12 protein-coding genes are annotated in these 11,959 nt (G+C 74.1%); 7 read left to right on the forward strand and 5 right to left on the reverse strand.

What is annotated here, in order from left to right; all coding sequences use genetic code 11:
• Positions 1-202 precede the first annotated feature (202 nt).
• Entirely contained in the window at positions 203-370 is a 168-nt protein-coding gene (locus A8713_RS20685; RefSeq protein WP_003966491.1) for a DUF3117 domain-containing protein, read from the forward strand.
• A gap of 109 nt (positions 371-479) precedes the next feature.
• On the opposite strand, the gene A8713_RS20690 is transcribed toward A8713_RS20685, so the two are convergent.
• Complete coding sequence (locus A8713_RS20690; RefSeq protein ID WP_078509682.1) at positions 480-1,175, reverse strand: O-methyltransferase; 696 nt, start codon at positions 1,173-1,175, stop codon at positions 480-482.
• A gap of 248 nt (positions 1,176-1,423) precedes the next feature.
• On the opposite strand from A8713_RS20690, the gene sigE reads away from it, so the two are divergent.
• The 5 genes from sigE (at position 1,424) to A8713_RS20715 (ending at position 7,049) form a co-directional block, all read left to right on the forward strand.
• Positions 1,424-2,134, forward strand: a complete 711-nt coding sequence (gene sigE / locus A8713_RS20695; protein ID WP_079159060.1) for an RNA polymerase sigma factor SigE — start codon at positions 1,424-1,426, stop codon at positions 2,132-2,134.
• Entirely contained in the window at positions 2,131-3,141 is a 1,011-nt protein-coding gene (locus tag A8713_RS20700; protein WP_064535099.1) for an anti-sigma factor family protein, read from the forward strand. The genes sigE and A8713_RS20700 overlap by 4 nt, the downstream gene beginning before the upstream one ends.
• Positions 3,142-3,632: 491 nt before the next feature.
• On the forward strand, positions 3,633-5,378 hold the full coding sequence (locus tag A8713_RS20705; protein ID WP_443069767.1) for a trypsin-like peptidase domain-containing protein: 1,746 nt from the start codon (positions 3,633-3,635) through the stop codon (positions 5,376-5,378).
• A 256-nt stretch (positions 5,379-5,634) separates the two neighbouring features.
• Positions 5,635-6,105: a sec-independent translocase gene (locus tag A8713_RS20710; RefSeq protein WP_064535101.1), complete on the forward strand. Its 471-nt coding sequence runs from the start codon at positions 5,635-5,637 to the stop codon at positions 6,103-6,105.
• Positions 6,106-6,377: 272 nt separating this feature from the next.
• Positions 6,378-7,049: a hypothetical protein gene (locus A8713_RS20715; protein ID WP_237305432.1), complete on the forward strand. Its 672-nt coding sequence runs from the start codon at positions 6,378-6,380 to the stop codon at positions 7,047-7,049.
• Between the two features lie 125 nt (positions 7,050-7,174).
• On the opposite strand, the gene A8713_RS20720 is transcribed toward A8713_RS20715, so the two are convergent.
• From A8713_RS20720 to A8713_RS20730, 3 genes are read right to left on the reverse strand one after another with little or no spacing between them, the layout of a single operon-like run.
• Positions 7,175-8,308 carry an Mrp/NBP35 family ATP-binding protein gene (locus tag A8713_RS20720; protein ID WP_064535107.1) on the reverse strand — a complete coding sequence of 378 codons (1,134 nt, stop codon included), beginning with the start codon at positions 8,306-8,308 and terminating at the stop codon, positions 7,175-7,177.
• A 43-nt stretch (positions 8,309-8,351) separates the two neighbouring features.
• Entirely contained in the window at positions 8,352-8,975 is a 624-nt protein-coding gene (locus tag A8713_RS20725; RefSeq protein WP_064535108.1) for a DUF1003 domain-containing protein, read from the reverse strand.
• Positions 8,965-10,302 carry a magnesium transporter MgtE N-terminal domain-containing protein gene (locus A8713_RS20730; RefSeq protein WP_064535110.1) on the reverse strand — a complete coding sequence of 446 codons (1,338 nt, stop codon included), beginning with the start codon at positions 10,300-10,302 and terminating at the stop codon, positions 8,965-8,967. The genes A8713_RS20725 and A8713_RS20730 overlap by 11 nt, the downstream gene beginning before the upstream one ends.
• Positions 10,303-10,622: 320 nt before the next feature.
• Between A8713_RS20730 and A8713_RS20735 the strand changes: the two genes are divergently transcribed.
• On the forward strand, positions 10,623-11,393 hold the full coding sequence (locus A8713_RS20735) for a hypothetical protein (RefSeq protein WP_173860877.1): 771 nt from the start codon (positions 10,623-10,625) through the stop codon (positions 11,391-11,393).
• Between the two features lie 18 nt (positions 11,394-11,411).
• Here A8713_RS20735 and A8713_RS20740 read toward each other — a convergent pair whose 3' ends face one another.
• Positions 11,412-11,924 (reverse strand): hypothetical protein, encoded by a 513-nt coding sequence (locus A8713_RS20740; RefSeq protein WP_064535112.1) that lies wholly within the window; start codon positions 11,922-11,924, stop codon positions 11,412-11,414.
• Between the last annotated feature and the right edge of the window lie 35 nt (positions 11,925-11,959).

The following is an 11,959-nucleotide window of genomic DNA, read 5'->3' on the forward strand; positions in this document are numbered from 1 at the left end:
GTGGTTTTGCTCGCGCGCGTTGCCCAAGCGATGCCGACTGATGTTGGTCATCGGGTCCTGAGATGCGGGATAATGGCTGGGAAGCAATGTGTTCGATGCCGGTGCCGTGTGTCCTGCACCGTTCCGGGAGTGGACCGCGCGCGTGCCCTTCGGTGCGCCGTCGGCTTTGACGATGAGCTGGGTTTCAGGAAGGGGAACGAGCATGGCGGCCATGAAGCCGCGGACGGGTGATGGCCCGCTCGAGGTGACCAAGGAGGGGCGGGGCATCGTCATGCGAGTTCCGCTCGAAGGCGGCGGTCGGCTCGTCGTCGAGCTGACCCCTGACGAGGCCGACGCGCTCGGCGACGCCCTCAAGAAGGTCGTCGGCTGACGCGCGAGCGGATCACAGCCTTTTCGGTGACCCCGGTACCGCATGCGGTACCGGGGTCGCTGTTTCCCCGCTCGGCTCGGCCGCCCTGCCCTTCCGCCCGGCGGACGGTTCAGCGTTTGACCGCGCACAGCAGGCCGTCGCCCACCGGCAGCAGCGACGGCACCAGATCGGCGCTCTCGCGCACGGTGCGCAGCAGTTCGCGCAGCCGTACGACCTCGGCGGGCTGCGGCCCCGAGTCCACCGTCCGGCCGTGCGCGAACACGCCTTCGAAGACGACCAGTCCGCCCGGCCGCAGCAGCCGCAACGATTCGGCGAGATAGTCGGGGAACTCCTGCCGGTCGCCGTCGCAGAAGACCAGGTCGTACCCCGCGTCCGCGAGCCGCGGCAGGACCTCCAGGGCGCGGCCCGGGATGAAGCGGGCGCGGTTGCTGGCGAAGCCGGCGGCGCGGAACGCCTGCCGGGCGAACTGCTGGAGCTCCGGCTCGGGGTCGACCGTGGTCAGCACCCCGTCCGGGCGCATGCCGTACAGGAGGTGGATGCCGGAGACGCCGGTGCCGGTCCCGATCTCCGCGACCGCCTTCGCGTCCACGGTGGCGGCGAGCAACCGCAGCGCCGCGCCCGCGGCGGGGGTCACCGAGCGCACTCCTGCCTCGCCTGCCCGCTCCCGGGCCCAGCGCAGAGCGTCGTCCTCGGCGACATAGGCGTCGGCGAACGCCCAGCTCGTCTGCCGGTTGCCGGTAATGACCCTCTCCTGTCCCCTGGATGCCTGGGCGTGACTGTATCCGTTGGGGCCGGGAACCCGCAGATGGGACCGGTCGTTTGAAGGGGTGGGGAAGCACCGGGGGACGTGACCGGAGTCCGGACGGGGGGTATGGGATGGAACGGGACGGCGAGCAAGTGCTGACGCGGCCGCATCAGCCGTGGCAGGGCGTGTCAAATTCAAGTAAAACCGCTTATCCGGAGCTAACGGGCGAGGTGGTTATGGTAGAGGCTCCACTGGACACCACCAGAGCCGACAGGGGAGGTGCGGCTTCGCCTGTGGATCGGGGAGGAGTGCTCCGGCGCTTTCTCGGATCGGCGGGCAGGCCGAAATCCGTGAACGACACCGCAGCTGACCGTACCCACGCCGAGGGCACCGCCCCGGCCGCGACCGCGACCTTCTCCAGCGACGCGGACGGGCAGGCGTGGACTCCGCCCACCTGGGAGGAGATCGTCAGCACCCACAGCGGTCGTGTCTACCGCCTGGCCTACCGCCTCACCGGCAACCAGCACGACGCCGAGGACCTCACCCAGGAGGTCTTCGTCCGCGTCTTCCGCTCCCTGTCGACGTACACGCCGGGCACCTTCGAGGGCTGGCTGCACCGCATCACGACCAACCTCTTCCTGGACATGGTCCGCCGCAAGCAGCGCATCCGCTTCGACGCGCTCGGTGACGACGCGGCCGAGCGGCTGGCCAGCAAGGAGCCCACCCCGCAGCAGCTCTTCAACGACGCGCACTTCGACGCCGACGTCCAGCAGGCCCTGGACACGCTGGCGCCCGAGTTCCGCGCCGCGGTCGTCCTGTGCGACATCGAGGGACTGTCCTACGAGGAGATCGCCGCGACCCTCGGCGTCAAGCTCGGCACGGTGCGCTCCCGTATCCACCGCGGCCGTTCGCAGCTGCGCAAGGCCTTGGCGCACCGTTCGCCCGAGGCCCGGCGGGCCGAGCGGCGCCGCTTCGTGCCCCGCGTCGCGGCGCTGGGAGGAGGGGGCGCGACCGCGTGAGTGGTTCCCGATCCAACCCCGCCGCGAGGGGGCTCGCGGAACAGCATCTGGGAGACCGACTCTCCGCCCTGGTGGACGGAGAGCTCGGTCATGAGACGCGCGAGCGCGTCCTGGCGCACGTGGCCACCTGCCCGAAGTGCAAGGCGGAGGTCGACGCACAGCGCCGCCTGAAGAACGTCTTCGCGGAGTCGGCCCCGCCGCCGCCCTCCGAGAGCTTCCTGGCCCGCCTCCAGGGGCTGCCCGGCGGCGACCCCGGCTCCGGCTCACCGCTGGGCGGTGCGGGGTTCCCGGGCGGCTTCCCGGCGTTCCCCGCGGACTCCGGGCACTCCGGGGACACCGGCATGTTCGGCGCCCGGCGCGGCGAGCAGTTCCCGTTCGGGTACGGCCCGGCCGGACCGTATCCGGGCGAGCCCGCGCCGGAGCGGTCGGAAGGCTTCCGGATCCATCACGTCAACCGCCCCGACAACGAGCGGTCGGCCTCGCGCGGGCGCCGGTTCGCGTTCGTCGCCGCCGGTGCGGTGTCGCTGGCCGCGGTCGCCCTCGGCGGTGTCACCACCGGCGCGGCGGGCGACACGGCGGCGGAGACCCGCGGCGGCGCGGGAGCGGGCAGCAATGTCACCCCGGCGCGCCCGGCGGGCACGGGCATCGCCACGGCGTCCGAGGCGTCCCGGCGCCGGAACACGGCCGGGGCCCTGCCCGTGCAGCGCTCGACCGGCACGGCACCACTGGCGCCGACCTCGCTGTCCGCGCCGCTGCTGCCCGGCGTGCCCACGCCGGCCGCCGCACCGGCGGCGGACGCGGCGGCGCGCCCGCTGCCGCCGACACCGGTGGTCGCCGCCGGGGCCGCGCTGATGTCCCCGCTGATACGCCCGCTCGGCACCCGGCCGCTGATCTCCCTGACGTGGTCGGCGGACCCACAGCTCACGACAGCCGGTCTCCTCACCGCGCCCTCCCCCGGCCCGACGCCCGAACCGCCGTCGGCCGCCACCTCCCATCTGGCGCCCTGACCGGCGCCGGCCGGGCACTGCGCGGTGGCCCGTGAACCTGGTTGAATCCAGGAGGGCGCGCCCCTGACATCCGTCGGGGCGCGCAGTCGACGAAGCGCGGCCACCACCGACGAGCCGGGCCGCGGGCACCTGCCGGGGAGCACATGAACGAGGGCAAGCCCACGAGACCCACCCGCCCGAGATGGTGGAGCCGCCCCCGGCCGTCCGCGCCCACGGACGACGCGGTCGCCGCGCCCGTCCAGGACACCACCACGGACGACGAGGGCGACTTCCACCTCGCCCGCCCCGCCCAGCCCCCGGATCCGCAGAGCCTGAGCACGCCAAAGCCCGGGGACCGCCCCGAGGACCGGCCCGGGGGCCACGCGGACGCCGCTGGGCCCGCAGACGCCGCTGTGCCTGCCCCGGTGCCCGCTCCCCGGGACGCCCCCGCCGGTGCTCCCGCGCCCGTGCCCGGCCCCGAGCACGCCGCTGCGTCGTCCGGCGCTGGGGACATGTGCGTGCCCGGTCCCGGGTCTGCGCCGGGAGCCGCGTCCGCTCCCGCTGTCGCCCCTGGTCCCGGGTACGGCTCCCTGTCCGCTCCCGGGCACCTCTCCGCCGACGGTTCGGCGTCCGCCTCCGCCGGGCCCGTGGCGGCGGCGCTCGACGCCGAGCGCAGGCCGGTGCACGCACCCGACCCCTACGGCACCCCGCCCTACGGCCAACCCGGACCCTGGGCCCCCGCGCCCCCGTTCCAGCACCCCGCCGTGGCACCGTCCCCCGCCGACCCGCTCGGCCCCCCGGCAGCGGCACTCGCACCGTCCGCGCCCACGCCCACGGCGTCCGGTGAGCAGCCCATGGCGCCCGGCGGCGCACCGGCCGCAGCCGCCCCGGCACCCCTGGGAGCCCACGGCGGCGGCGCCCCCGCGCCCGGCAGCGAGGACCACTCACCGACCCCGGCCCCGCCATCCCCGGACCTGCCATCCCTGGCCCCGGCGTTCCCGCCGCCGCCCCCGCACGCCCCCGCGCACCTCCCTGACCCCGCCGCCCCCGCGGACCCCTGGCAGCGTTACGACCCCTGGGCCGCGCGGCCGCTCGCCGGGCCGCTCCAGGAGAGCGGGGCCGGGGTCGTCGGCGCGGAGCAGCGGCGCAGGCGGGTCCGGCGGGCGCTGGTCGGCGGGGCCGTGGCGCTGGCGCTCGGGGCCGGCGGGATCGGCGGAGTCGTGGGGGCGTATCTGGAACGCAACGGCGGCATCGGGACCGTGACGCTGCCGCAGGCCGGGAAGGAGCCCGCCGACCGCGCCCCGGACAGCGTCGCCGGGATCGCCGCCCGCGCCCTGCCCAGCGTCGTGACACTGCACGTGTCCGGCTCGGACGAGCAGGGCACCGGCACCGGCTTCGTGCTCGACGGCCGCGGCCACATCCTCACCAACAACCACGTCGTCGGGCCCGCGGCCGCCGGCGGCGACATATCGGTGACCTTCAGCGGCGGCCAGACCGCGCGCGGCACGATCGTCGGCCGCGACACCGGCTACGACCTCGCCGTGGTGCAGGTGCGCGGCGTGCGCGGGCTGACCCCGATGCCGCTGGGCAACTCCGACAACGTGCGGGTGGGCGACCCGGTCGTCGCGATCGGCGCCCCGTTCGACCTGGCCGGCACGGTCACCTCCGGCATCATCAGCGCCAAGGAGCGGCCCATCACGGCCGGCGGCGAGAAGGGCGACGGGAGCGACGTGTCGTACGTCGACGCGCTCCAGACCGACGCGCCCATCAACCCCGGCAACTCCGGCGGCCCGCTGCTGGACTCCCGGGGCCGGGTGGTGGGCATCAATTCGGCCATTCGCTCCGCCGACGCCGGGTCCGATCCGCAGCCGGGCCAGGCCGGATCCATCGGCCTCGGCTTCGCCATACCGGTCAACCAGGCCAAGCGGGTGGCCGAGGAACTGATCAACACCGGCCGGGCCAGCCACCCGGTGATCGGCGTCACGCTGGACATGGCCTACGAGGGCGACGGCGCCAAGGTCGGCGAGCGGGCGAGCGGCGGCGGTTCCCCGGTCACCCCGGGCGGTCCCGGCGCCGCGGCGGGCATCAGGGCCGGTGACGTCGTCACCGCGGTGGACGGCGTGCGCGTCCACTCGGGTGAGGAACTGATCGTCCGCACACGCGCCCACCGCCCCGGCGACCGGCTGGAGCTGACCGTCGAGCGGGGCGGCAAGCAGCGCAGGATCTCCCTGGTGCTCGGCTCCTCGGACAGCGGGTGACGGGCCCTCGCCGGCGGCCCGCACGGCCCGCGCCGCGCCCCCGGAGCGCGCCGCCCGCCGCGCCCGAGGGCGACGCGGACGTTCCAGAAGGCGGACAAGCCGGAAAACTGGCCGTGTACACGGGCCCCGACACCTCGGGGCAGTACCGATCGGACACCTCGGCCGGGTACCGTGGAGCCGGCCCGGACCCCGGATAGACCCGCTCAGACCGGACCACCCGAGGGCCGAGGACCACGGACATCGCAAGGAGCTTCAGGTGTTCAACGACATAGGACTGCCCGAGCTGGCGACGCTCATCGTCCTGGCCATGCTCGTGTGCGGTCCGGACAAGCTCCCGAAGATGATCCAGGACGTGGTGCGCACGATCCGTAAGATCCGGGAGTTCTCGGAGAGCGCCAAGCAGGACATCCGCAAGGAGCTGGGCCCGGAGTTCAAGGACTTCGAGTTCGAGGACCTCAACCCCAAGACGTTCATCCGCAAGCAGCTGGACAACGACGACCTGGGACTCAAGGAGATCCGCAACGGCTTCGACCTGAAGAAGGAGATGGCCGAGGTCACGGACGCGGTGAACGGCCGCGACTCCGAGGACGAGTCGGTCTCCGTACCGGCGGCGTCCCCCTCCGCCCAGTCCTCCGCGGGTGCGTCCGGCGGCCGGATCGACATGACCAAGAAGCCGGAGAGCGCCGAGCGGGACGACCGCCCGCCCTTCGACGCCGACGCCACCTGAGTGCACCGCCGCCCCGCCACGTCCCGCCCCACCGCGTCCCGCCCTGCCGCGTCCCGCCCCGCCGCGTCCGCCGCGCGCGTCACTCCTTCTCAGTGATCCCGTCTGCGCCAGGCGGCCCGATCCCGCCGCCTGCGCGGGCCACGCCCCGGGCGCGTTCCCGGCGCCCCGGTGCGGGGTGGATATGCTGCCGAGTTGTTGTGCGGACCGGACGAGTACGCCCGAAGGGGGGCGGGCCGCGCCGGTCCGACGAGAGCGAGGAGGCGTCCGGGCACATGGAGACGACAAGTAGGGCGGTCGCGCAGGCACCGGCCGCGGAGGGCGGAAGACCACTGCCCTCCGCCCGGCGCACGGTCGACGGCTACCTGCTGGCGCCCTTCCCGTGGTACGGCCTCGACGAGGCCTTCACGGGACAGCGCTGGCTGCTTCAGGTCGGCACCTCGGCCGACGGTTCGGTGGAACACGGTTCCATCGGGCACGGTGACGAACCCTCGGTGCGCAACGAGTTCGTGTCCGGCTCCCCGGACGACCCCAGGGAGAAGTTCGCGGTCGTCGTCACCGTCGCCGCCAGCCCCGAACGGCGTCTCGCCGACGGCACCGGCCAGCTGGAGGCCACCTCCGTCTCCTCGGCGGCCTGGCTCGCCGGGGTCGGCCTGCTGTCGGTCACCTGGCCCATGCAGATGGACCACGCGCTGCGCGACGACTGGCTGGACCAGCAGACCGAGACGGCGTGGGAGCTCGCCGACGACCTGTCCGGGCCGGACTGGTCGGCGCTGTCGCTGCCCGTGGACGGCGTCCCGACCCCGTTCCACTACCGCGAGTCCGAGTTCGGCTGGGTGCTCGCCGGGTCGACCCCGCAGGGCGTGCACGTGGGGGCGTACGGCCGGGGGATGAGCGCCTACGGGCTGGGCTTCTCCGTGGTCCAGGACATCACCGCGTACGCCTGACCGGGCCGCCCGCCGGGCATCCGTGCCAGGTACGCCGGGTACGACGGGTACGACGACGAGGGGCGCCGTCCACGCGGACGGCGCCCCTCATCGTCGTACCCGTCGTACAGGAGTGCGGCGGTGCCTCAGAACTTGTTCTTCGGCGTGATGCCCAGGGAGAGCCCCGACAGGCCCCGCTGGCGGCCGCCGAGCTTGCCCGCGATGGCGCGCAGGGCCGAGCCGGCCGGGGAGTCCGGGTCGGTCAGGACGACCGGCTTGCCCTCGTCGCCGCCCTCGCGCAGCCGGACGTCGATCGGGATGGAGCCGAGCACCGGCACCGTGGCGCCGGTGGTGCGGGTCAGGCCGTCGGCGACGAGCTGGCCGCCGCCGGTGCCGAACACGTCGACCATCTCGCCGCAGTGCGGGCAGGGCAGCCCGGACATGTTCTCGACGACACCGACGATCTTCTGGTGGGTCTGCACGGCGATCGAGCCCGCCCGCTCGGCCACCTCGGCGGCGGCCTGCTGAGGCGTCGTCACCACCAGGATCTCGGCGTTCGGCACGAGCTGGGCGACGGAGATCGCGATGTCGCCGGTGCCGGGCGGCAGGTCGAGCAGCAGCACGTCCAGGTCGCCCCAGTACACGTCCGCCAGGAACTGCTGGAGCGCGCGGTGCAGCATCGGGCCGCGCCAGACGACCGGCGCGTTGCCCGGGGTGAACATGCCGATCGAGATGACCTTCACGCCGTTCGCCGACGGCGGCATGATCATGTTCTCGACCTGGGTGGGACGGCCGTCCGCACCCAGCATGCGCGGCACGCTGTGGCCGTAGATGTCGGCGTCGACCACGCCCACCTTGAGGCCGTCGGCGGCCATCGCCGCCGCCAGGTTCACCGTCACCGAGGACTTGCCGACGCCGCCCTTGCCGGAGGCGACCGCGTAGACCCGGGTCAGATTGCCCGGCCTGGCGAAGGGGACCTCGCGCTCGGTCTGGCCGCCGCGCAGGGCGCTCGCCAGCTCCTTGCGCTGCTCGTCGCTCATCACGTCCAGCGACACGTCGACCCGGGTGACCCCCTCGACCCGTGCGACCGCGTCGGTCACGCGCTGGGTGATCGTCTCGCGCATCGGGCAGCCGGAGACCGTCAGGTACACGGTGACCGCGACCGCGCCGTCCGCGCCGATCTCCACCGATTTGACCATGCCCAGTTCGGTGATGGGTCGGTGGATCTCGGGGTCGTCAACCGTCGCCAGCGCTGCGCGCACCGCGTCTTCCGTAGCCATAAGGACGATGGTACGGCGCCCGGCGGCGGCCCCGGGACCCCTGTCAGCGGTCGTCCACGTCACGTCCGCGCGGGTGATCCGCCGGGAATACCCCGGGCCGTTCCCGCCCGTCCCCGGCGCCACCGCGGTCCGGTTCCCTGACCAGTCTCTCCTCCAGTTCCTTGCCGAGGTCCTGGAGCTCGGAGCGGATCCAGTCGCGGGTCGCCACCTCGCCCAGACCCATCCGCAGCGCGGCGATCTCCCGGGTCAGATACTCGGTGTCGGCGATCGACCGCTCGTTCTGCTTGCGGTCCTGTTCGAGGTTGACCCGGTCCCGGTCGTCCTGCCGGTTCTGCGCCAGCAGGATCAGCGGGGCGGCGTAGGACGCCTGGAGGGACAGCGCCAGCGTCAGGAAGATGAACGGGTACTCGTCGAAGCGCAGCCGGTGCGGCACGGACACGTTCCAGACCACCCAGAGGATGATCACCACCGTCATCCAGACGATGAACCGTCCGGTGCCCAGGAAGCGCGCGATGCGCTCGGACAGGCGGCCGAAGGCGTCCGGGTCCCACTCGGGCAGCAGCCGCCGCCGCAGCGGGCGCGGCTGGTCGAGCCGGGCCCGCGGCCGGCCGGCGGCGGTGGCCCCGGCCGGGTGCCGCTCGCGGGTGCTCTCGCGCTCAGCCGCCATGTCCGCCCGTCCCCTCGCCCGCGCCCTTGTCCGTGCCCCCGGCGGTCCCGGCCGCCGCCCCGGCCCCGTCGTCCAGGTGGAACTCCGTCTCCCGCCAGTCGTCCGGCAGCATGTGGTCCAGCACGTCGTCCACGGTGACCGCGCCCAGCAGCGCCCCCGCCTCGTCCACCACGGGCGCCGCGACCATGTCGTAGGCCGCGAAGAACCCGGCCACCACCGGCAGCTCGGCGTCCGGGGAGAGCGCCTGGAGGTCGTCGTCCAGGATCGAGCTGACGAGCGTGTACGGCGGGTCGCGCAGCAGCCGCTGGAAGTGGACCGTGCCCAGGTACTTGCCGGTCGGCGTCTCGTCGGGCGGCCGGCAGACGTAGACCTGGGCGGCGAGCGCGGGGGACAGGTCCGGGTTGCGGACCCGGGCGAGCGCGTCGGCGACGGTCGCGTCCGGGCGCAGCACGATCGGCTCGGTCGTCATCAGCCCGCCCGCGGTGTGCTCCTCGTACGACATCAGGCGCCGCATCTCGGCGGCGTCGGCCGGCTGCATCAGACCGAGCAGCCGCTCCTGCTCCTCCTCGGGCAGTTCGGCGAGCAGGTCGGCCGCGTCGTCGGGGTCCATCGCCTCCAGCACGTCGGCGGCGCGCTCGCCCTTCAGCTTGCCCAGGATCTCGATCTGGTCGTCCTCCGGAAGCTCCTCCAGGACGTCGGCGAGCCGGTCGTCGTCCAGGGCGGCGGCGACCTCCGCGCGCCGCTTGGGGGACAGGTGGTGCAGCACGTTGGCGAGGTCGGCGGGGCGCAGCTGCTCGAAGGTGGCGAGCAGGTTCTCGGCGCCCTGCCCGTGCTCCTCCAGGGAGAAGCCGGTGACCGCCGACCACTCCACGGTCAGCGTCTCGCCCCTGCTGCGCCGGAAGGCGCCGCCCTTGCGGCCCTTGCGCACGAAGACCCGGTCGATCTCCCAGTCCCGCCGGGCGGGCAGCTGGTGCACCGACAGGTCCAGCACGGTGGCCTCCTCGCCGCTCTCCACGAGCGTGACGCGGCGGTCCAGCAGCTCGCCGAAGACGAGCCGCTCGGTGGGCCGCTGTTCGAAGCGCCGGACGTTGAGCACACCGGTGGTGATGACCTGGCCGGACTCGATGCTGGTGACCCGGGTCATGGGCAGGAAGATGCGGCGCCGGGTGGAGAGTTCGACGACCAGGCCGAGCACCCGGGGCGGCTTGCGGCCGACCCGCAGCATGACGACCAGATCGCGCACCCGCCCCACCTGGTCGCCCGACGGGTCGAAGGCGGCGACACCGGCGAGATGCGACACGAAGATCCGGGGGGCGCCCGCTGCCATGACCGTGCCTCCTTCCTGGCGTCTTCCTGTCGCGCTGTCGCTGCCGTGCCGGGTGTGCCCGGTGTGTCCGGTGTCTTCTCGCCTGCCCGCTCAAGTGGGCTTCAGGCTAGCCCGTCCCGTTCGGATACGCCCTGGTGAGCGGAGCGGACGGACTGGCTCCGCCGGGCCGCGCCGCCCCCGGTACGCTGCCGTACGCCGCTACGGGTTCCCCAGCCCGTGGTGCCGTCCGCGTGCCGCGCCTCCCCTGTACGCCGTCACGCCGCGCGGCGCCCGCGGCCGCACCGCACCCGCCGCTCGCGAGCTGAAAGGCAGTGCCGCCTGTGACTGCGATTCCCCAGGGCCGCCGTACCCGCCGGGCCACGCTGACGAGTGCGCTGTGCGCGCTGGCCGTCGTCACCGGCACGGGCCTGACGGGCTGTTCCGGGGACGATCCGGACGCGGGCACCAACGGCGTCGGCAAGCTGCCGGCCGACCAGGTCCAGGCGCGGACCAAGGCCGCCGCCACGTCCGCCGGGGCCGTGCACCTGGCCGGTGACGTGGTCAGCAACGGCCGTACGTACCGGCTCGACATGCGGCTGAAGTCCGACGGCGGCACGGGCTCGGTCACCTCGCAGGGGGTGACGTTCGGGCTGCTGCGGGTCGGCGCGCAGCTGTATCTGAAGGCGGACGCCCAGTTCTGGAGCAACGCGGACGACGACGGCAAGGGCGGGAAGGGCGGCACGCACGGCACGAACGGAGGGGCGGCGGGCAAGCTCGACGGCAAGTACGTGAAGGTGCCCCAGCGCGACCCCGCGTACAAGCGGTTCAGCGGGTTCACGGACAAGGGCGTGCTCCTCGACAGCCTGCTGACGCTGCACGGCACGCTGGCGGCGGACGGCCACCACGAGCAGTCCGGCGTCCGCACCATCCGCATCACCGGCAGCGGCGGCACCCTGGACGTCTCCCTGGAGGGCACCCCCTATCCGCTGCGGCTGGCCCGCGCGGGCGACGCGGGCACCCTGACCTTCACCGAGTGGGGCAAGGACTTCCCGCTGGCCGAGCCGGACGCGGACGACACCGTCGACTACGGCAGGCAGCTGCCGACGTCCTGACGGGCCGCCCGGCCGCCGCTACCGCCGCCGCTTCTTCCTCAGCAGCAGCCGGGGCAGCCCCGCCGGGACCGGCTGACGGGTCGTCGCGGGAGTGGGCAGCGGCGCCTCGGCCAGCGAGGTGCCGGGCAGCGGCTCCAGGGTGCCGGTCGGCTCCAGGCGCAGCACCCGGCACTCGCGGGCCCACCGCTCGGTCATGGTCTCCGCGTCCGGCGCGTTCAGGCGCTTGCCCTTCAGCTCGGCCACCGCCTCCTGCCACGCCTGCGAGCCGGGCGCGAGTTCCACGACGCGCGCCGCCCAGGTGACCAGACGGCCGCCCTTGTCCTTGCTGCGCACCGTCACCTCGGCGGTGACCCCGTCGGCCAGGCCGGGCAGCGGCTGCTCGCCGGGGCCGTCACCGACCAGGCAGGCCGCGCCCTCGTGCCAGACGTGCCACAGGGGGCGGGCCGGTCCGCCGGGGCCCGCGACCCAGACGAGGCCGGACTTCTTCGTGGCCTCCTCGACGAGGGCCCGGTCGAGCAGTGCGCTTGTCATGACAGCAGCGTAACGAGACCCGGCCGGGCACCGGC

The sequence above is a fragment of the Streptomyces sp. SAT1 genome (genome assembly GCF_001654495.1).
In the GTDB taxonomy this organism is placed as follows: Bacteria; Actinomycetota; Actinomycetes; order Streptomycetales; family Streptomycetaceae; genus Streptomyces; species Streptomyces andamanensis.